The sequence below is a fragment of the Psychrobacter communis genome (genome assembly GCF_014836505.1).
In the GTDB taxonomy this organism is placed as follows: Bacteria; Pseudomonadota; Gammaproteobacteria; order Pseudomonadales; family Moraxellaceae; genus Psychrobacter; species Psychrobacter faecalis.
In genome coordinates, this window is record NZ_JACSQR010000006.1 from 14156 (window position 1) to 35646 (window position 21491).

Consider the following 21491-nt stretch of genomic DNA (forward strand, 5'->3'; position numbering starts at 1 on the left):
CTCTCCTTATTATTGTTTAACCGGTTGGCTGGTTTTAAAATCGACCCAATGTACAGGGGCATCGACCGTATTTGTCGCGGGAGTGGTTCGAACGCCCGCTTTGGCCGCAAGATTCTGGGTACTCGTTTGCGACGGGCAGCGATCTTCTTGCTGTGCATCCAAAAACGTCACCACTTCCTCTTCCCATTCTTTATCTAGCGCTTCAAAGGTGTCGTCGCGCTGTTCTTTGCTGATTTGCTCTTGGTACTCTTCAACGATAGCAAGTGGCTTACCAGCGATTTGCAATAGTGCATTAAAGCAGCCTTGATAAATACTGCCGCGATCCTCTAATCGAGCAGCAAGCAGGGCGATAATATGGCTAACATCGGCAATATCCATACGAATCTGAATATCGTCATTAATCACCGACGCTTGATAGGCTAAAAACTCAAGGTATAAAGGCAGATAGTCGGGTAATTCTTTAACACTAATCTCAAAACCAGCTGCTTCATATTGACCCATCAAATCGACCATCGCTTGACCGCGATCACGCGATTCGCCGTGTACGTGCTCGAACAACCACAGCGATAGCGAACGACCGCGCTCAAACAGACCGTCATAACGCGCTTGTGCTTCAAGGCAACCGGTATCGATTAAATCTTCGATTAAGTCGGTGATTTGGGTGCGTACTTCTGGGCTAATTAGCGTCGAGCGCGCGACAATTTCGGTACAATCGGCGAGGGTATCACCACTAAATAGCTCATTGTTTGGATAATCTATCAGTAAGCTTAATACCTTGAGAATCATCAAATCCGAAGCACCGATAGTCGGGGGTGTCATAGGTTCATGCACGGAATGACTGTTAGGAAATTGAGTAGTTTGCATCTTATGACTCCCATTTTTGGACGGTATCGATGAAATCACGGCGATTGGCTTTACGTTGTCCAAACATGCTGTTGTCAGAATGTCCTGAACAGCCTTCGCCAAAGGTGAAGCCGCAACCGTTACGCTCAGCAAAAGCGTCACTTAAAGCTTCTTCGCGGTGCGCGGTTGGGATGACAAAACGGTCTTCGTAATTGGCGATCGCCAAGTAGCGATACATCTCTTCTACTTGCAGTTTGGTCAGACCAACATCGTCCAAGATACTTTGCACTTCTTGTTTTTCTACCAATTGCATACGCTTATAACTGCGCATGGCAAGTAGACGTTTTAGCGCCAAACGTACTGGCTCTTCATCGCCTGCGGTTAGCATATTGGCAAGATAGCGCAGCGGAATACGTAAGCTGTCAACATCCGGAATCAGACCATCCATACCAACTTTACCGGCTTCGGCGGCGTTCTGAATCGGTGATAATGGCGGTACATACCAAACCATCGGTAGCGTACGGTATTCAGGATGCAATGGCAGCGCAAGTTTCCAATCCATCGCCAGTTTATAAACCGGCGAGCGCTGAGCTGAATCTATCACCGATTGTGGTACGCCATCTTTTAGTGCTTGGGCGATGACCGCAGGATCATTAGGATCTAAGAAGACATCCAACTGTGCTTGATAAAGGTCTTGCTCATTCGGGGTGCTAGCGGCTTCGGCAATTTTGTCGGCATCATAAAGTAGGACGCCTAAGTAGCGGATACGGCCAACACAGGTTTCAGAACAAACCGTTGGCAGACCAGCTTCAATACGCGGATAACAAAAGATACATTTCTCAGACTTGCCCGATTTCCAGTTGTAGTAAATCTTTTTGTACGGGCAGCCTGAGATACACATACGCCAGCCGCGGCATTTTTCTTGGTCAATCAAGACAATGCCATCTTCTTCACGCTTATAAATTGCGCCGCTCGGGCATGACGCCACGCAGGTTGGGTTCAAACAATGCTCGCACAAACGCGGCAAATACATCATAAAAGTGTTTTCGTACTGGCCATAAATATCGGCTTGGATATTGTCAAAGTTTTTGTCTTTACGGCGTTTTTCAAACTCTGAACCTAAGATTTCTTCCCAGTTCGGACCCCACTCAATCTTTTGCATACGCTTGCCAGTAATGGCTGAGCGCGGGCGGGCGATAGGCGAGTAGTTACCGAGCGGGGCAGTATGCAAGTGCTGATAGTCAAAATCAAAGGGTTCGTAATAATCATCAATCTCTGGCAAATCAGGGTTGGCAAAAATATTCGCCAAGACGCGGAACTTGCCACCAATACGCGGGTTTATCGTGCCGTTGGCATTACGTATCCAGCCGCCATTCCATTTATTTTGATTTTCCCATTCCTTGGGATAGCCAATGCCAGGCTTTGATTCAACGTTGTTGAACCACGCGTATTCCATGCCTTCACGGCTGGTCCAAACGTTTTTACAGGTGACCGAGCAGGTGTGACAACCGATACATTTATCGAGGTTAAGCACCATGCCGACTTGTGAACGAATTTTCATGGGGTGTGCTCCAAGCTTTTGTATAAAAGCAATTAATATAAGTACTTATCAGTAGCAATGTATAAACGTGCTATTAACCATCAAGGGTGGTTGGCAACGGACGTGGTAATGAGTCATCTGGTTTTTCTTCCAACCAATCGATTTTCGACATTTTGCGAATCACCACGAACTCATCACGGTTACAACCGACAGTGCCATAGTAGTTAAAACCGTAAGACTGCTGCGCATAGCTGCCAATCATGTGCGTCGGTTTTAAAATAGTACGGGTCACTGAGTTGTGAATACCACCGCGAATACCGGTTTGCTGCGAGCCCGGTACGTTGACCAATTTTTCTTGGGCGTGGTACATCATGGTCATGCCTTCTTTGACGCGCTGACTAACGATGGCACGCGCGGTAATGGCACCGTTGGCGTTAAAGACTTCAATCCAGTCGTTATCGACGATACCGGCTTTTGCAGCATCGACTTCTGATAACCACACACAAGGACCGCCGCGGCTCAATGTCAGCATGAGCAAGTTTTCAGAGTAAGTACTATGAATACCCCATTTTTGGTGCGGTGTTAAAAAGTTCAGCACGATCTCTTTATTACCATTGGGCTTGGTATTTTGGATAATCTCCGTCGTCTTGGTGTCGATAGGCGGACGATACTGCTGCATTTGCTCACCAAACGCCTGCATCCAAGGGTGATCTTGATAAAATTGCTGACGACCGGTAATCGTACGCCAAGGAATCAGCTCATGGACGTTGGTATAACCGGCGTTATAGCTCACTTCATCAGATTCAATACCTGACCACGTCGGGCTTGAGATGATTTTGCGTGGCTGCGCAACGATATCTTTAAAGCGAATCTTTTCATGCTCACTGGATTTCGCCAAATGCGTATGGTCGCGACCGGTAAATTCAGACAATGCTGCCCAGCCTTTAACGGCGACGTGACCATTGGTTTCAGGAGCCAGCATCAAAATCATCTCAGACGCATTCACCGCGGTATTTAGACGAGGACGACCTTCAGAGATACCCGGCTCAGTAACACGGTGGTTTAAATCCCCCAGTTGTTTGACCTCGGTTTTCATGTCCCAATTCAAACCTTTTGAGCCATTGCCCAGTTTTTCTAAAGCCGGACCCATAGAGGTGAATTTCTTATAGGTATTGGGATAGTCACGCTCAACGATTTTAATCATCGGGCAGTTTTTACCAGGAACTGGTTTTTCGCCAGCGGTTTTCCAGTCGGTGCCACCAAATGGCTGCGCAAGCTCGCCTGGGCTATCATGCTGCATAGGCAGAGTAACCACGTCGGTTTCCACGCCCAAATGACCTTTTGATATCTCAGAGAAGCTCTTAGCAATGCCTTTATAAATCTCCCAATCCGTTTTAGATTCCCAAGCAGGGTCGGTGGCGGCGGTTAATGGGTGAATAAACGGGTGCATGTCTGAGGTATTCATGTCGTCTTTTTCATACCAAGTTGCGGTCGGCAGGACGATATCAGAGTACAAACAGGTCGAGGACATACGGAAATCAAGTGTTACGACCAAATCAAGCTTGCCAGTAGGGCCTTTTTCTACCCAATCGACTTCTTTTGGCTGCAAATGACCCGTCGGGTTTTCTTCGTTAAGCAGACCGTTTCTGGTGCCCAAGAAGTAATGAAGCATATATTCATGACCCTTACCTGATGAACCCAAGAGGTTTGAGCGCCAAATAAACATATTGCGCGGGAAGTTCACAGGGTTGTCTGGAGACTCACAAGCAAAGCGTAAGCTGCCGTCTTCTAATGAGTCGACCACATACTCTTCCACGTCTTTACCGCTGGCTTTTGCGGCGGCGGCTATGGTCAATGGATTACGGTTGAGCTGCGGCGCTGATGGTAACCAACCTGCGCGCTCTGCTTGGATGTTGTAATCAAGCATGTGCTCTGGGAAGAATTTTTTATTGGCATTTGGCGAGAGAATCTCATGAGCTGAGATGGTTTCATGACGCCACTGTGAGCTGTGCTCATAAAAGAAGCTGGTACCGGCCATTTGGCGCGGTGGACGATGCCAATCAAGGGCAAAGGCAAGGGGTAACCAACCAGTTTGTGGGCGCAGTTTTTCTTGACCAACATAGTGCGCCCAGCCGCCGCCAGATTTGCCGATACAGCCGCACAGCATGAGCATATTAATCACGCCGCGATAGTTCATATCGAGGTGATACCAGTGGTTCATACCCGCACCGATGATAATCATCGATTTACCATGGGTTTTATGAGCGTTTTCAGCAAACTCGCGAGCCACTTGAATCACGCGCTCACGGCTAAGGCCGGTAATCACTTCTTGCCAAGCTGGCGTGCCCGGTACGCTTGCATCGTTATAATCATCGGTGACGTGCTCGCCGCCGACGCCATTGTCAACACCAAGGTTGGCCACGGTTAAATCAAATACTGTCGCAACGATGGCGGTGCTGCCATCGGCAAGGGTAATGGTTTTGCAAGGGACGGTTTTTTGCTGGATAGGCTCGCCTGGTACCGAGGTAAAATGCGGATGATCCACATGACCGAAGTAGTCAAAGCCCACGACACAAGTCTCAGCGCTGTCTTTTAAGGTTAGCGTCAGATCGATATCTTCACCTGTGGTACCGTTTTTTTGCTCAAGATTCCACTTGCCTTTTTCGCCCCAACGGTAGCCGATTGAGCCCAGCGGAGAGACCAATTCGCCGTCATTATTTAAGGCAATGGTTTTCCATTCAGGATTGTTTTCTTGACCCAAATCATCGACCAAGTCAGAAGCACGCAGGTAGCGACCCGCACGGCGCGCGCCATCTTCACCTTCTAGCATTACAAGCACCGGCAAATCGGTATAACGTTTGGCGTAGTCTAAGAAGTAATCGCTTGGCTGTTTGAGATAAAACTCTTTGATAATGACATGACAAAACGCCTGCGCCACTGCCGCATCGGTACCTTGTTTAGGATTGAGCCATAAGTCGGTGAGCTTAGAGATTTCTGCATAGTCAGGGGTGATAGAGACGGTTTTCGTGCCTTTATAACGTACTTCGGTAAAGAAATGCGCATCTGGCGTCCGCGTTTGCGGCACGTTTGAGCCCCAAGCGATGATATAGTCAGAGTTGTACCAATCGGCTGATTCTGGTACGTCGGTTTGCTCGCCCCAGACCATCGGTGATGACGGAGGTAAGTCACAATACCAGTCATAAAATGACAAACAAACACCGCCGATAAGCGATAAATAGCGGCTACCAGAGGCGTAACTGACCATCGACATCGCAGGAATCGGTGAGAAACCAATAATACGGTCCGGCCCAAAGGTTTTGGCTGTATAAACGTTACTGGCAGCGATGATTTCGTTGACCTCTGCCCACGTCGAGCGGATAAAACCACCAAGACCACGCTTAGATTTATACTGTTCAGCTTTGATAGGGTCTTGAACGATACTGCCCCAAGCATCGACAGGGTCAGGATATTGAGCTCTGGCTTCGCGCCATAATTTTAGTAGGGGTTTACGTACCTTTGGATATTTCACACGGTTAGCAGAGTACATATACCAGCTATAGCTTGCGCCGCGAGGGCAGCCGCGTGGTTCGTGGTTTGGTAAGTCGGGGCGGGTTTCAGGATAGTCGGTTTGCTGGGTTTCCCACGTCACCAAGCCGTTTTTCACATAAATTTTCCACGAGCAAGAACCGGTACAGTTGACGCCATGCGTTGAGCGCACGATTTTGTCATACTGCCAACGGCTACGATACACGTTTTCCCAGTCACGAGACTCATCACGCGTCTCGCCATGCCCATCGGAAAATTCGCCCTGTTTACGTTTAAAAAAACGGAATTGGTCGAGTAAATGGCTCATTTCGCTATCCTCTGTTTTATTGCCTATGGTGTATCTAAAGCTGAGTGCCGCATGCTGGTATCGTCGTACTTGATTCGATATTGGTATGCACCTAAGCCGTAAATATTATTTCAATAGCGTCATTTTAAGTAAGCCATAGCACCCTTACTATCCGCTAACATGAGCAGAGCACTACCACCTTAGTAGTAGCTGCTAAAAATAAATGCACTGGAAATTAGAGGCTAAATAGCTGCTCAGTGACGGCGTGTGACGCTGATTGTTAAGCCAATCATGAGCAGTAAAAATTTAAAATAAAAAAAGTGCTACTTACATGGGCAAGTAGCACTTTATAGATTTAGTTTTGCTTGTATAAAAGTCGCTTTAAAGGACTTATAACACAGCCGTTTTAGCAAGGTATCTCAGCATTCGGGCGGCTGTAATACCACCAAGTTAATGCAATACAGAGGACATAAAAGGTGATTAAAGAGATAAAGGTGCCATCGATACCCAGCCCTGAACCGAACATTTTTGGCACAAAGAAAGCGCCATAAGCGGCAACCGCTGAGGTAAAGCCGACCACTGCTGCTGACTCTTTACGTATCTCGACAAATAACTCTTCTGTACCCGCTTTTTCAGGCTCACGGCGGTCATGAAAGGTTCTAAAAATAACCGGAATCATGGTAAAGGTTGAGCCGTTACCGATACCGGTGGTGATAAAGAGCACCATAAAGGAGATAAAGTAGCCGACAAAGCTGCCGTCACTGGTCTCACTAGGTAAGAAGTACATCACCGCTAGTACCGCTAGTACCATCACGATATAGTTCCAAAACGTGACCTTTGCGCCGCTGGTTTTATCAGATATCCAGCCCCCTAATGGGCGAAATAACGCGCCAACCAAAGGCCCTAAAAAGGCAAATTTAAGTGCGTCAATAGCAGGGAAGGAGTTTTTAATCAACATCGGGAAGGCGGCAGAAAAGCCAATAAAAGAGCCAAACGTCGCCATATAAAGGATACACATAATCCAGTTATGTTTGCGTTTAAAGATAACCGATTGGTCTTTGAACGACGCTTTAGCAGTGGCGATATCGTTCATGCCAAACCAAGCCAATGCCGTAAATAGCAAGATAAAGGGTACCCAAATAAAGCCTGCATTTTGTAGATAAAATAATCGACCGCTGTCAGATACTTGTGGATCGCCGCCCAAGCTACCAAAAGCGCCAATTAAGATAATCATCGGTACCACAAACTGCATGACAGAGACGCCTAGATTACCCAAACCAGCGTTTAGGCCAAGCGCTGTACCTTGTTCGGCTTTTGGATAAAAGAACGAAATATTGGACATAGACGACGCAAAGTTACCACCGCCAAAGCCGCACAGTAGGGCGATAATGGCAAATATAATAAACGGTGTATCAGGGTTTTGTACCGCAAAACCCATCCATAACGCGGGTATTAATAAAGATAAGGTGGATATCGCTGTCCAACGACGTCCACCAAAAATAGGTACCATAAAAGAATAAAAAATCCGCAGCGTCGCCCCTGACAGCCCCGGTAATGCAGCCAGCCAAAATAGCTGTCCGCCATCAAAATCAAAGCCAATCTCTGGCAAGCGCACGATGACCGCGCTCCATACCATCCATACTGCAAACGCCAATAGCAAAGATGGAATAGATATCCATAAATTTCGCGTGGCGACTTTTTTGCCGCCGCCTTGCCAAAACTCTTCTACTTCAGGTCGCCAGTCAGTAATGAGCGTACCACCTTTGAAGTTGTATTTATTGCCCATACTCTTCCTCACTTATTGTCTTTATAAAAAATAAGTATTTATACGCCAATCTCAACTTATCGTAGGCCTTTGATTTTTATAGAATTTAAAATTTTAATTGTTTTAACTGAAATTTTAAAAACTAAGTAAACCAATACCTTAGAAAAATAAGTTGAGAGTGGGGTTATTTATAAAAAATGATAACTCACGGTACTTTGTTATCGGGATAATGAGTATTCATACATAGTGGTATACTGATGGCTAAAAGGGGTATAGTAGTAATAGAATTATTACCAAAAGTTTGGTTTTTTAATGATTAATAAGCGCATTTGTTATTTTGAATACGGACGGTTTTGAATGTCGACGGTTTTAAAATGAACGACTCTAATAGTGTTATTTATCCCCTGTTTTCGCTAATTTGCTAGGTGAATGCCATTCATGAGGTCTAAACAACACAGACAGTCTTTATCGCTGCATGCTTGGGGCGCTATTTTGATCATAGCCACCTTAGCGGTGATGTCTACGCTAGGAAGTGGCGCGCTGGCATGGGTAGCAAGGTCGGATGCTGAGGCCATTAATGTGGCAGGTTCGGTGCGTATGGCAACTTACCGACTCAATTTTCAGATAGCCACGGATTTTTCAGATGACCATCCTTTTAGCCCAAGTTTACATGTCGGACAAAACAGCGTAGGCGATAAAACCAATGCGCAGAGCGCCAAACAGGATAAATTAGACTTTGCCAATAAAACGACCGCTGAAAAGATAGATATTCTCAGCCGCGATATGGAAAACCGTCTCGAAGAATTGCAGGTCTATCAGCTGACGAGCGCCAATCGACATGTGTGCATCAATGAGCAGCTTAAAGAGATAAAAGAGCAGTGGTATCAAGATTTAAAGCCAGCATTATTGGCGCAAGATAAGCAAGGGTTTTATAGCGTCTCGTCGCGTTATATCGAAGATGTCAATGACTTCGTCGGTGAGTTGCAATACCGAAACGAGCAGCGCCAGACATGGCAACAAAACTTACAAATCCTCTCATTGCTGCTTATCGCTATTATCGTATTAATCGGCATGCGCCGTTTGCAAAAATCGATACTGCTGCCCATTCAGCAATTGATTAAAGCCAATAACCAATTCAAACGAGGGCAGACTCAGACGCGTGTGTCCATCAAGGGCTACCGAGAATTTGAAGTATTGGGCAGCTCTTTTAATGACATGGCGGGCACGATTGAAACCTATCAGCGCTCGCTTGAGAGTGAAGTACAAATAAAAACCCAGCATTTGGTTAAAGCCAATCAAGTGCTATCGCTGTTTTATGACTTTTCAAAATCGCTGACCACCAGCCAAGTGAGCTTATATCAGCTCGATGACTTGATTGCAGACTTTAGCAAAGCGCTGCCGCATTTAGAATTTACCTTGTGTATTCAAAATAAATATATCACCAATAAAAATGCTATCGTGCTGCACGGCGAAAAAATGAAAGAGCTATGCAAAAAGCTGAGCTGTGAAAGCTGTGGCATTAAAAATGGCGAGCATACCAAGTCTTATCCTATCGTCCATCAGCAAGAAACCTTTGGGGAATTGCGCGTACGACCAAAGTCGACGCTGGTCATGAATCGCTCTTTTGTCACTGATGGCGACGATAATGCTGATAATCATAGCAATATAACGGCAGAACAGCGTATTCAAATGACCGAAGCGGGCAGCATTTTCCCGTTTGTCAGTGCCGAGTTGGATGCACAAAATGACGAGCTCATCGTGGCGCTGACCAATTTAATCAGTACCGCCTTATCACTGCGCAAACAAAGACAGCAAGAGCATCAGCTGATTTTGTTTGAAGAGCGCTCAACCATTGCCCGTGAGCTGCATGATTCCTTGGCGCAGTCGTTATCTTATTTAAAAATCCAAGTCAGCGTCCTTGAGCGACATCTAAAAAATGCGGGTAGCGAGCCAGTACAAGCGCCTGTTTATCAAAACATTGAGCAGATAAAAATAGGTTTGGGTTCCGCTTATCAGCAGCTAAGAGACTTGTTGGTGACGTTCCGCTTGACCATTGATAATGATAACTTTGATGAAGCACTACGTGATGCTGCCAGTGAGTTTGCCTCAAAAGGCAATTTTAATATGACCGTGCACAATCGGATTATGACGCTCAATTTAAGCGCCACTGAACAGATAGATTTGATACAGATTGCCAGAGAAGCACTATCAAACATCAGCCGTCACGCCAAGGCAAAAAATGTAGAGATTCAATTGGCGTACGAGGACGGCGATAAATATATCGTCATGAGTATCATCGACGATGGCGTTGGCATGTCAGGAAGTGTCGATCAAACCCAACACCACGGCCTCATCATTATGAAAGAGCGCGCCCACAACATCGGCGGCGAGCTTATTGTCACAGACAATCAACCGCAGGGTACCATCATCACGGTCAGATTTGCGCCCAACTTCTTTGATGAAAAAAATACCCAAGACGCTTATTTATAATCGAATAAAATTACGCTTTTAGATAATAGATTTATCATTTTCGCTGTTTTTACTTTGCCATTTTTTGTTTTTTTAAGCAGTTTTTTTGAGTAAGAGAGTTTTTGTACCATTTTTTCTAATTTGTGAGTATGTTATGAGCACTAAAGTTTATACCAGCATGTCGCCTGCGCGCCTACTATTGGTCGATGACCATCCGATGTTACGCCGCGGTATCTCTGAATTACTAAGCCTTGAGGACGATGTCGAAGTCGTTGGCGAAGCCAGTAACGGTCAAGAAGCATTGGCATTTTTAGAAAATAACGACGTGGATTTGGTGATACTTGATCATAAAATGCCAGTACTGACCGGTATCGAAACCTTACGAGAAATCAAAGCCAGAAATATCAATACCAAGACCGTGTTATTCACGGTTTCAGATAGCGGCGAGGATGTCCAAGAGGCATTGAAATTGGGCGTCGATGGTTATCTACTAAAAGATATGGAACCTGAGCTGATTATCATTGATATCAGAAAAATCCTGCGCGGCGAGCTGGTCATTAGTCCAAACCTTGCCTCGATACTTGCCCAAACCTTGCGCACACCCAGTATCGAAGATATCGCCAGTAATTTGACCAGCCGAGAGCTGCAAGTGATTCAGATGATTGCTGAAGGGCTGAGTAATAAAATGATTGCCAACAATTTGGATATTGCCGAGTCGACAGTAAAAGTCCATGTCAAACATATTCTCAATAAAACGGGTCTGCGCACGCGTGTAGAAGCGGCGGTGTGGACGGTTAATCATTTATCTAAATAAAGGGAGCTTTAAGCGTGCCTTGCTTATCCATTACTTCCTTGTTCATTAAAAACTTATGGATTTGCGTGTATGATGGTTGTCGTTTATAAAGTTGCCTAGAAGTATAAACGAAACATGTAGAGGATTGAAAGGCACTACAAAACCGAATACCTGCTGTAAGGATTTATGATGACATCTAACTTATTTGACCAAAAAACCGCTCATGCGACTGCTGAGGTCACTATTTGTAAAGACAGTGATTTGCGCGTCCTGACCGATAACTTACGGCAAGCGCATGATGTCATAAAAAATGACGCAGGGGAGTGGGTGTTGTTACGCCATGCAGATGTAGTGGCGGCGGCTTTAGATGATGAGCGTTTTTCTAGTCAGGTGTCGCGTTTTTTGCAAGTACCCAATGGTTTGGACGGCGCAGAGCACGAGCATTTTAGGGCGCTGATTGATGGCTACCTTAGTAAAGAAGCGCTGATGGATTATGTCCCTGTTTTTGACAAGGTTGCAACAGAATTAATGAGTGAGCTACCAAAAGGTAAAATGCTCAATGCAGTCGTTGATCTCGGCGCGGTATTTGCGGTCCGCGCCCAATGCGCGTGGCTTGGTTGGCCTACTGAATTAGAACCGAAACTTTTACAGTGGATGCGCGACAATCACAGCGCTACTCGCTCAAAAGACGACGTAAAAATGGCACAAGTCGCGCAAGACTTCGATGATATTATCCGCTCGGTGTTACAGCCGTACCGCAATACTGACGAAGTGACTGGCATGTTTAAAGCGAGCACTGCTGAAACCAACACTGCTGGAAACAATATCGCTAAAAATAATATCGCTAAAAACAGCCTTGATATGAATAGCGTCACCGCTCAATTGTGCCGTGAGCGTATCGATGGGCGTGAGCTGAGCGAAGCCGAACTGGTTTCTATTTTGCGTAATTGGACTGGCGGCGATTTGGGGTCTATCGCTTTGTGTGTCGGCGTTATCATCGCTCATATTGTCAAGCATCCTGAGCAAGTAAACTTCTGGTCGCAGGCTGCTGATAGCGAACTTGAGGCTATCATCGACGAGGTATTACGAATTGACGACCCTTTCGTCTCAAACCGCCGTATCACTACGTGTCCCGTTTCCATTGGCGCGCATAAGCTACCCAAAGGCGCGCGCGTACAGTTAAACTGGACATCAGCCAATCGCGACGAAGCGGTGTTTGGTGATAACAGTTTCGATCCTCAAGAGCATGCCGCTGCTAACGTGGTTTATGGTATTGGCAAGCACGTTTGCCCGGGGCGCCTGCTTGCTACTTGGCAGCTTAGAATTGCTACTCAAGCACTATTAGCCCATTTCACAGATATCACCTTAGCGGCAGGTTTTTCTTTAGAGCGTGAGCAGCCACCATTGGGCGGTTATAGTCATGTGCCTGTGGTGCTAGCTTAAATCGTTTTAGGTTAAATTATTTTAGAAAAAATTACTCTGAGATAAATATCGCCCCCATTAAAAAACCCACTTAACGTTTGCTAAGTAGGTTTTTTTTCGGTAAAAAGCTATTATGAATAATTAGCCTTGTTCTGCGGCAATCTGACGATCGACAGAGGACATTTTATATTCATCACCAAAGGCGTCTTCGGGCTCTGCCAACCAGAAATAACACACAATCCATGCGACAAATGCGCCAACTGCAATGATATAAAAGAACTGATTGGGCTCTACAAAGGTATAAATGAATAAGTAAAATACCGCGCCCACGTTCCCATAAGCGCCTGCCATACCTGATATCTGACCGGTCAGACGACGTTTAATCGAGGGAATGATACCAAAGGTCGCGCCTTCGGCTCCTTGTACAAATACCGAGCACAAAATGGTAAACACCACGGCGATAAATAACGGCCACTCGGCATTAAGCACGCCCATCAGCACAAAACCAATGCCGATACCAAACATATAAACCAACATCACCAAACGGCGATTACCGATTTTGTCAGAGATATAGCCGCCAAGTGGCCGCGCCCATAAGTTAACAAAGGCAAAGGTAGAGGCAATCAAACCAGCCGCCGTTGGATCAAGTTTCCAAGTTGCGGCAAAGAACATCGGCAGCATAGAAACCACCGCCAGTTCTGCACCAAAGTTAGCAAAATAGCTGACGTTTAGCGCCGCTACCGATTTAAAGGGGTATTTATCATCTTCTGGAATACCGGCTTTAATCACAGGTACGTTAACGCTAATGGCTTTATAGATTTGGTAAATGACCATCACTATAATGACGCTATAACAAATAATACCGCCAGTGGCACTTAAAAACCCCATCGCTTGGGTACGATACACCAGCAGCGATAAGACGCCGTATAAAGGAATGATAAATAAGCAATATAACCACAAATCCTTCCACGTCGATACTTCTAACGCGCCCGCTTTGCGAGATTTTTTATGCGTACCAACTTCTGGCCCATCGGTAATCAAAAACCAATAGGCCACGCCGTATAAGGCCATTAACAAACCTGATAGCGCAATTGCCCAGCGCCAGCCATCGTCGCCGCCAAAGAACTGCAAAGCAACGGTTGGAATGGTAATCGCCGCCGCCGCTGAACCAAAGTTGCCCCAGCCAGCATAAAAACCTTCGGCAAAACCGATGTCTTTTGGCTTAAACCATAAAGTGGTCATATGAATACCGACGACGAAACCGGCTCCGACGATCGACATAAATAAGCGCGAGACGAATAGCTGGGTTGCCGAGTTACCAAACGCAAAAAACCACGTCGGTATCGCCATCACGACCATCAGGATAGAAAACACACGCCGCGGACCAAAACGGTCCAATGCCATGCCGACGATAACCCGCCCAGGAATCGTTAGCGCGACGTTGGCGATTAAAAATAATTTGATGTGGTCAGGGGTCAGATAGCTTTCTGTCTGTAGCATCGATGTTGCCAGCGGTGCCATATTAAACCAGACATAAAAGGTGAGGAAAAAAGCAATCCACGTATAGTGCAGCGCCCTGATATCACGGCGCTCAAGCTCAAGTAATTCTTTGGCATGCATAATAATGTCCCCATTATAAATTCTGATGCTGGTAATGGATACAAAATAGCAATAATGGGGCAGCATCACCATTGAGCGAAAGCAGTATAGGGCGTAGTTTGTATACTACTTATGGACAGGGCGACCGTTAATGGGGCGGCGATCGCATTTAAGGTGTTACATTTTTATAGATAGTCAAAACATACAAAGCTAGTAAAAGCTTTTAAAAGGTGCTATTTTATATTAATGATAATTATTCTCAATTGCGCACTTAACTGCATATTGGTTTTAAGGCAGATTGAGATAAAAATCTATACTCAGCAAACCAGCTAAGGAGTTATCATGAGTTCTGATACCCAAACCAATCCTAATCCCGTCATTCCAAGCCATTGGAAAATCAAACGTTCGACACACTTCTTCACCAAAGATAAAGTACCCAATGCTTTATTGACCCATCACAATACGGCTGAGGGCGTTTACGGCCAAATCTGCGTCATGCAAGGTACGGTGACTTTTTATGGTTTCGCTGACGAAGCGGCCACTGAGCCAGAAAAAACAGTCGTTATCAACGCCGGACAGTTTGCGGTCAGTCCACCGCAATATTGGCACCGCGTAGAGTTAAGCGATGATGCTCAGTTTAATATCAACTTTTGGACAGAAGGCGATACTGGCAATAAATCGATGTTTAACAGCTCGAAAATCCATAGTAAACCTATCGAAAAGTTATTTGATAAACCAGAGGAATCTTAATATCCAGCGTTATAACCAACTAGCGTTATTAGGCTATGACAAGCGCTTTTGTCGTGGCACAATAACGTTAAGTGTTTATATGATGAATATCTACCTCTAGGAATCGAGTATGTCACCTTCTAGCAATCAGTCTACCCATAAAAATACGGGTATCGATACCAATACTGAATCGCCAAGTTACCGAGCTGTTATCAAATCACTTGCTGATACCAAGACGTGGTTATTTGTGCCAGCAACGCGCATAGATCGGGTAGAAAAAGCCTTTGCTAGCGGGGGAGATGCAGTGATTGTTGATTTAGAAGATGCGGTTGCGCAAGCAGACAAGGCCCAAGCTCGTGCGGCATTAAAAGCCTACTATGCTGCTGAGCATGAGGCGCAAGGCTATCGCCCGATTTGGCTACGTATCAATCAAGCGAGTAGTGCTGAATTTGCCAAAGATTTGGTGCTATGTCAGCAGTTGCCAAAGCTGGCAGGCGTCCTATTAGCAAAAGCGGAGCAGGCAGCAGATATAGAGAAAGTTAACCAAGAAACGGGTCTGCCGGTGATTGCGGTGATAGAAAATGCTATTGGTTTATACCGTGCCAACGACATGGCAAAAGCGCGTGGTATGGTGGCATTTAGCTACGGCTTTTTAGACTTATGTAACGATTTGCAGGTACAGGTGGGCACAGCATCAGCGGATATCATCGCCAATCAAATTCGCTATCAGCTTATTTTAACCTCAAAAGTCCATCAACTGCTCGCACCGATTGATAGCGTGTATGTGGACTTTAATGACAGCGCGGGTCTGCACAAACGCGTACAACTATGGTCGCAAATGGGCATGTCAGGCATGCTTTGTATCCATCCTAAGCAAGTCGATATTGTTAAAGAAGCCCTGCAACCAACTGAGAGCGAGATTGAATTTGCGCAGCGGGTAGTCGCAGAATACGAAAGCAGTGGGCAAGCCATCTTTAAGATAGACGGTAATATGGTCGATGCGCCGGTGATTGAGCGCAGTTATCATCTGCTATCAAATCGTCTGAGTAATTAATAAGTGTTCCTAATAAAAAACTAGACAACTTTGAACTGACCCCCATAAGTCGGACACAACTTTTGGGGGTCGGTTCACTTCCATTATCTGGTTTTTTTATGTTTTTGCATTAGGTATAAGTAATTTGCCACTCGAGTTTCTCTCTCTAAATTTGGTTATAAATGAAGGACTTCACTCGTGATTTGATAAAAGTGAACCGCGCAGTTTATAAGAAACATAAGAATAAGCAAAAATAACTCTTAACATTCATATTAAATGAATGTTAAAATGTTTCCAATTTGATGCTAGATGTAAATATACATCAAATAGGTTTAGCGCATGAAGCGATAAAATCTATTCATTAACTCTAATGTCATCAAAGATTTAAGCCTTTAATCCCAGCTTTTATTGTACTTTATTCTTAATCCCAAGACTAAAGTATCACTCAGGCAGCAGGCTTAATATTCACCAGATGATTGATAGATTTATCGTAACAGGCAGCGGTATTAATCATTTATGGAATTATAATTGCGCTTATAAAAATTCATTTAAAATGAATGTTAAGCGTTCAGTTTATCTATCTAGCCAGTAGGAGCAAGATATGGGCGAATATAAAAAGTATTGGTGGGGCTTAATCGCCGTCCTCGTCATTACCTTTACCTTTTTAGGTTGGGGCGGCGTGGAAGTCTATCGCACCGCACCTCCTATCCCTGATCAGTATATTGATAGCAGCGGAAAGGCATTAATCACAGAAGAAGATATTTTAGATGGTCAATCTGCTTGGCAGCGCACGGGAGGACAGCAGCTTGGCTCGATACTTGGACATGGTGCCTATCAAGCGCCTGACTGGACAGCAGATTGGTTACACAGAGAGCTTGTGGCGTGGTTAGATATCCGGGCGCAAGAGTTATATGGACATGATTTTGCCGCGGCAACGAATGATCAAAAAGCGGTACTTAGCGCGCAACTGAAAAAAGAATATCGTGGCAGCAATACCAATGCTAACAATCAAGTGGTACTGTCAGATACGCGTATCGCCGCTATTAATGAAGTCGCGCCTTACTATATCGGTCTCTACGGTAATGAGCCTTCATTGCAAAAGTCGCGTGAAAATTTTGCCATGAAAAACAATACTTTGGCAGATATTGAAGACAGACAAAAACTGACTAACTTTTTCTTTTGGACCACTTGGGTTGCGTCTACCAACCGTCCGGGTACTGATGCGACATATACCAATAACTGGCCGCATGAGCCTTTAATTGATAACGTCCCAACCTCTGAAAATATCATGTGGTCTATCGCCAGTGTGGTGTTCTTAATCGCTGGGGTTGGTTTTCTTATTTGGGGCTGGTCGTTCTTACGTAAAGAAGAAGACGTCAAAGAAGCAACGGCAAGTTCTGATCCATTAACCAAAGTGGCGTTAACACCGTCACAAAAAGCCTTGGCAAAATACGGTGTACTAGTCGTTGCTCTATTCGTATTTCAGGTATTTATTGGTGGCTTTGTCGCGCACTATACCGTTGAAGGGCAAGAGTTTTATGGTATCGCCGTATCCGATTACTTCCCGTATTCGTTAGTACGTACGTGGCATATTCAGGCAGCACTATTTTGGATTGCTACTGCTTTCTTGATGGCAGGCTTGTACTTAACGCCACTTATCAATGGCGGTAAAGACCCCAAATACCAGAAATTGGGCGTAGACATCCTTTGGGTGGCATTAATACTCGTGGTTGTAGGCTCATTTGTTAGTCAGTACTTTGCGATTGCCGGTATTATGCCTGCAAAATACAACTTCTGGTTTGGTCATCAAGGCTATGAATTCATTGACCTTGGTCGCTTCTGGCAGATTTTAAAATGGGTTGGTATCTTATTCTGGTTGGTATTGATGACCCGTGGCTGTTTACCAGCGCTTAGAAGAAAAGAGGGCGGTGATAAAAATTTATTGGCCATCTTCTTTGCATCAGTCGTTTGCGTGGGTTTATTCTACGGTGCAGGCTTGTTCTACGGCGAGCGTACCCACTTAACCATCATGGAATACTGGCGCTGGTGGGTGGTACATTTATGGGTAGAAGGCTTCTTTGAAGTATTCGCCACCGTCTCACTCGCATTCATTTTCTACAACTTAGGCTTGGTCAACAAAAAAATCGCCACCGGTTCTGCCATCGCTTCAGCAGCCCTATTCATGCTTGGCGGTGTCCCAGGTACGTTCCACCATTTATATTTCTCTGGTACAACCACACCAGTCATGGCAATCGGCGCGTCATTTAGTGCTTTAGAAGTGGTACCTTTAGTGGTGCTAGGCTATGAAGGTTATGAGCATTGGTCTATGCAGCGTCAAGCGCCATGGATGAATAAGCTTAAATGGCCTATCATGTGTTTCGTTGCGGTCGCGTTCTGGAATATGTTGGGTGCAGGGGTGTTCGGCTTTATGATTAACCCACCAGTCTCATTGTTCTATTTACAAGGGTTAAATACTACCGCCACTCACTCACATGCTGCACTGTTTGGGGTCTATGGCTTCTTAGCAATCGGCTTTGTATTACTGGTCATGCGCTATATCCGTCCTGATTATGTGTTTAGTGAAAACCTTATCAAAACTGGTTTTTGGGCACTAAATGCAGGCTTGGTATTGATGATTGTCACTAGCTTATTACCGATTGGTATTTTCCAAGCGCACGCGTCAATGACCGAAGGTCTATGGTACGCACGTAGTGAAGGCTTCTTACAACAAGATTTCTTAGTAACACTGCGCTGGATTCGTACCTTTGCTGACGTGATCTTTATTACTGGTGCGGTTTGTGTGGCACTGCAGGTCGTCAAGTTTGCTTTTGCCAAACCCTCACATGCAAACTATCAACCTGATAGCCCTGTAAATTCAGATAACTTACCAACCAACACCGTACATTAAAAGGTAAAAATAGTAAAATCAATTAAAAGCAAAAGAAGCTCTGCAATGGCAGGGCTTTTTTGTGGCTAAGCAAGAAGGAGTTTGTTACTGACCTCAAAGTAATAGCCGTCTTTTACCGTAATAGCTATTTTACCATTGTGGGCATTGACAATCGCATGCACAATTGACAAACCTAAGCCCGACCCTGCATGCATTGATAGAGTTTTATGATGGCGATAAAAACGCTCTGATAATTTATCCACCTCTGCTTGCGTCATCGGGGCGGTTAGACGGTTAGTAAAGGAGATTTGCAGGTATGAGGCTGGCATGCCTGATGAAGATAAAACCTGCCTATTTTCTGCAACCTTATCCGTAACAATTTTGCCATTAATATGAATAATACTATCACTGGCGGCATAATAAACGGCATTGGCAATTAAGTTAGCAAACAACCTTTGCAATAGGCTTGCATCGCCAAGTATGGTTTTAAAGTCACCTGTTTTTTTAAAGGTGATAGCGCGGTCTTCGGCTATCCATTCATAATACTCCATCATCTTAGTCAGCAGTAAATCGCTATCTACGCGGTTAAACTGCGAATGAATCAAGCCTTTTTGCGTTTTTGCCAGTAGCAGCATGTTGTTAATGAGGCTCGATAGTTGCGCTAAGGTGTCATGCTGATGATGCAGCTGCTCGATATACTCATTGCTGGCTCGCGGTTTGCTGAGCATGACTTGGGTTTGGGTGCTGAGGGTGGCAAGCGGCGTGCGCAGCTCGTGGGCGATATCGTCTGAGAAGCGCGACAACGTTTCAAAGTTATGCGCGAGCTTAACCATCATTGCATTATAGGATTCTGCAAGCGCTCGCAATTCACTGGGCATATCCGCTATCACAATTCTATCGTCGAGCTGGTCGGCATTGATACGGCTCATTTTTTGCCGAATGGTCGCAAGCGGTGCAAAGCCTAAATGCACACTAAAAGCGGCGATAGAGACTAAAAGAAAGGTAATGGCGATTAAGATAACAATCAGCTGACGGTTAAATTGCGCCAAATACTGATGATGAACATCGACGGGTAGGGCGATGAGTGCTAAGCGGCTGGCGTGCTGAATGACAATAGCGCGATAATGGCGGTCGTTAATTTTTAGATCGAACGGCTGTTCGTGATGTTTTTGCCACAACGCTTTGACCGCGCCATGATGACTCGACTGATTGATAAAACCAGTTGGCACACTGATAAGCACTTGCCCGTTATTATCGGTAATCACGGTTTTGACTTCATAGTCGATACTAGCGTTCTGTAAAGCGAGCGTCTGCTGAGAAAGTGGCTTTTTCTTAGTGTTACTAGTGTCAACTATGCTATTGCTATCCATATACTGGCGTAAATTAAACGCCGCATGGGTCAAAATCTCCGCATCCATTTGTTCAAAATGGTCATTAACCGAGCGCTGTATCCAGACATACAGAAATATCTGAGTGACGATGACGCACAAGCTTAAAAGCAGGATAGTGCGCCACAATAAAGATAGGCGACCATCCGTCGCAATCGGCGTCATACTATTTAATGATCGTAACATTATCGGCGCTGTCATTGGCATCATCATCTATATCTAGCCGATAACCCATGCCGCGCACCGTATGAATCAGCTTGGTATCGAAATCGTCATCGATTTTAATCCGCAAACGCCGTATCGCCACGTCGATCACATTGGTGTCGCTATCAAAATTGATATCCCAGACTTGCGAGGCAATCACAGAGCGCGGTAGCACCTCACCTTGGCGCTCAAGAAAAAATTGTAGTAGCGCAAATTCTTTAGCGGTTAGTTTAATAATCTGCTCGCCGCGTGTGACGGTACGCTTAGCAATATCCATTTTTAAATCGGCAATTTGTAGCACTGTGTTGGCGTAATCGGTTTGATTGATGCGGCGCAATAGGTTTTTGATTCTGACCAATAATTCAGCAAAGGCAAAGGGCTTGGTCAGATAATCATCGCCGCCGATTTCTATGCCTTTTACGCGGTCGCTTAAATCATCTTTCGCGGTCAAAAACAGCACTGGCGTCAGTTTGCCCGCCGCCCGATAATTGCGTACCAACTCAAAACCACTCACATCAGGCAACATCACATCCATGATGACCCCATTAAAATCCTCAGTCATCAAAGCATGATAGCCACCAAGTCCTGTGGTTTGGTGCTCAACAATAAAGCCTGCTTCACTCAAACCTTTTTTAATATAATCACCAAGTGACAGCTCATCTTCGACCAATAGTATTTTCATAGCGTAATCGTGCCCGTTATTTATAATTTTTATGCGATTGCATCATATACAAGTTGCAAACCTCCAATCATAGAGCAATGCCAGCGCTATGCCTATGCCAGATGGCTAAGATGACAACATTGTCATCTTAGCGTCATCTCATTGTCAGGCTGATACTGCTATCATTTTTGGATAAAAATCAACAAGATTAATTTGCGCTATATAAAGCAATGCGTGCAAACAAAGACAGTACAAACCGAGTATACGCGGATGTTGAGTCTGCTAAGCAGTGGTTATAAGCTCATAAATACAATGAAAAACCTTTT

The 21491-nt window shown here is 45.1% G+C and carries 13 protein-coding genes; 6 read left to right on the forward strand and 7 right to left on the reverse strand.

The features are described 5' to 3' along the window. Positions 1-9: 9 nt before the first annotated feature. The 4 genes from narJ to H9653_RS03620 form a co-directional block, all read right to left on the reverse strand. Positions 10-819 (reverse strand): nitrate reductase molybdenum cofactor assembly chaperone, encoded by an 810-nt coding sequence (narJ, locus tag H9653_RS03605; protein WP_225211597.1) that lies wholly within the window; start codon positions 817-819, stop codon positions 10-12. 46 nt (positions 820-865) lie between these two features. Beyond that, entirely contained in the window at positions 866-2404 is a 1539-nt protein-coding gene (narH, locus tag H9653_RS03610; protein WP_068404987.1) for a nitrate reductase subunit beta, read from the reverse strand. 73 nt (positions 2405-2477) lie between these two features. After that, entirely contained in the window at positions 2478-6236 is a 3759-nt protein-coding gene (locus H9653_RS03615; RefSeq protein ID WP_191690526.1) for a nitrate reductase subunit alpha, read from the reverse strand. A gap of 385 nt (positions 6237-6621) precedes the next feature. Then, positions 6622-8001, reverse strand: coding sequence for a NarK family nitrate/nitrite MFS transporter (locus H9653_RS03620; RefSeq protein WP_191690528.1), 1380 nt, complete (start codon positions 7999-8001; stop codon positions 6622-6624). A 417-nt stretch (positions 8002-8418) separates the two neighbouring features. Here H9653_RS03620 and H9653_RS03625 point away from each other — a divergent pair, with 417 nt between their 5' ends. The 3 genes from H9653_RS03625 (at position 8419) to H9653_RS03635 (ending at position 12685) form a co-directional block, all read left to right on the forward strand. Then, on the forward strand, positions 8419-10470 hold the full coding sequence (locus H9653_RS03625) for a histidine kinase (RefSeq protein ID WP_191690530.1): 2052 nt from the start codon (positions 8419-8421) through the stop codon (positions 10468-10470). A gap of 133 nt (positions 10471-10603) precedes the next feature. Then, on the forward strand, positions 10604-11263 hold the full coding sequence (gene narL / locus H9653_RS03630; protein WP_191690532.1) for a two-component system response regulator NarL: 660 nt from the start codon (positions 10604-10606) through the stop codon (positions 11261-11263). Between the two features lie 165 nt (positions 11264-11428). Next, the gene (locus tag H9653_RS03635; protein WP_225211587.1) at positions 11429-12685 is read left to right on the forward strand and encodes a cytochrome P450; all 1257 of its coding nucleotides are present in this window, start codon (positions 11429-11431) and stop codon (positions 12683-12685) included. 120 nt (positions 12686-12805) lie between these two features. Here the strand turns inward: H9653_RS03635 and H9653_RS03640 are convergent, their stop codons facing one another. Continuing rightward, a complete protein-coding gene (locus H9653_RS03640) occupies positions 12806-14284 on the reverse strand; it encodes an MFS transporter (RefSeq protein ID WP_191690535.1) in 1479 nt (492 codons plus the stop codon). Positions 14285-14605: 321 nt separating this feature from the next. On the opposite strand from H9653_RS03640, the gene H9653_RS03645 reads away from it, so the two are divergent. The 3 genes from H9653_RS03645 to H9653_RS03655 all read left to right on the forward strand — a co-directional run bounded on the left by H9653_RS03645 (position 14606) and on the right by H9653_RS03655 (position 18933). Continuing rightward, positions 14606-15013 carry a DUF1971 domain-containing protein gene (locus tag H9653_RS03645; protein ID WP_144297173.1) on the forward strand — a complete coding sequence of 136 codons (408 nt, stop codon included), beginning with the start codon at positions 14606-14608 and terminating at the stop codon, positions 15011-15013. Between the two features lie 109 nt (positions 15014-15122). Beyond that, the gene (locus tag H9653_RS03650; RefSeq protein WP_191690537.1) at positions 15123-16046 is read left to right on the forward strand and encodes an HpcH/HpaI aldolase/citrate lyase family protein; all 924 of its coding nucleotides are present in this window, start codon (positions 15123-15125) and stop codon (positions 16044-16046) included. Between the two features lie 580 nt (positions 16047-16626). Next, positions 16627-18933, forward strand: a complete 2307-nt coding sequence (locus tag H9653_RS03655; RefSeq protein ID WP_191690539.1) for a nitric-oxide reductase large subunit — start codon at positions 16627-16629, stop codon at positions 18931-18933. A 65-nt stretch (positions 18934-18998) separates the two neighbouring features. Here H9653_RS03655 and H9653_RS03660 read toward each other — a convergent pair whose 3' ends face one another. Both H9653_RS03660 and H9653_RS03665 read right to left on the reverse strand, forming a co-directional pair. Continuing rightward, positions 18999-20486 carry an ATP-binding protein gene (locus H9653_RS03660; protein ID WP_225211588.1) on the reverse strand — a complete coding sequence of 496 codons (1488 nt, stop codon included), beginning with the start codon at positions 20484-20486 and terminating at the stop codon, positions 18999-19001. Beyond that, positions 20467-21186 carry a heavy metal response regulator transcription factor gene (locus H9653_RS03665; protein ID WP_191690541.1) on the reverse strand — a complete coding sequence of 240 codons (720 nt, stop codon included), beginning with the start codon at positions 21184-21186 and terminating at the stop codon, positions 20467-20469. Before H9653_RS03665 ends, H9653_RS03660 begins: the two co-directional genes overlap by 20 nt. Positions 21187-21491: the final 305 nt, after the last annotated feature.

Excerpts from the sequence above, each read along its gene's own strand:
- H9653_RS03660 (WP_225211588.1), bottom strand. The coding sequence starts at position 20,486 with ATGTTACGATCATTAAATAGTATGACGCCGATTGCGACGGATGGTCGC.
- H9653_RS03635 (WP_225211587.1), top strand. The coding sequence starts at position 11,429 with ATGATGACATCTAACTTATTTGACCAAAAAACCGCTCATGCGACTGCT.
- H9653_RS03640 (WP_191690535.1), bottom strand. The coding sequence starts at position 14,284 with ATGCATGCCAAAGAATTACTTGAGCTTGAGCGCCGTGATATCAGGGCG.
- H9653_RS03645 (WP_144297173.1), top strand. The coding sequence starts at position 14,606 with ATGAGTTCTGATACCCAAACCAATCCTAATCCCGTCATTCCAAGCCAT.
- H9653_RS03650 (WP_191690537.1), top strand. The coding sequence starts at position 15,123 with ATGTCACCTTCTAGCAATCAGTCTACCCATAAAAATACGGGTATCGAT.
- narH (WP_068404987.1), bottom strand. The coding sequence starts at position 2,404 with ATGAAAATTCGTTCACAAGTCGGCATGGTGCTTAACCTCGATAAATGT.
- narJ (WP_225211597.1), bottom strand. The coding sequence starts at position 819 with ATGACACCCCCGACTATCGGTGCTTCGGATTTGATGATTCTCAAGGTA.
- H9653_RS03665 (WP_191690541.1), bottom strand. The coding sequence starts at position 21,186 with ATGAAAATACTATTGGTCGAAGATGAGCTGTCACTTGGTGATTATATT.
- narL (WP_191690532.1), top strand. The coding sequence starts at position 10,604 with ATGAGCACTAAAGTTTATACCAGCATGTCGCCTGCGCGCCTACTATTG.
- H9653_RS03625 (WP_191690530.1), top strand. The coding sequence starts at position 8,419 with ATGAGGTCTAAACAACACAGACAGTCTTTATCGCTGCATGCTTGGGGC.
- H9653_RS03620 (WP_191690528.1), bottom strand. The coding sequence starts at position 8,001 with ATGGGCAATAAATACAACTTCAAAGGTGGTACGCTCATTACTGACTGG.
- H9653_RS03655 (WP_191690539.1), top strand. The coding sequence starts at position 16,627 with ATGGGCGAATATAAAAAGTATTGGTGGGGCTTAATCGCCGTCCTCGTC.
- H9653_RS03615 (WP_191690526.1), bottom strand. The coding sequence starts at position 6,236 with ATGAGCCATTTACTCGACCAATTCCGTTTTTTTAAACGTAAACAGGGC.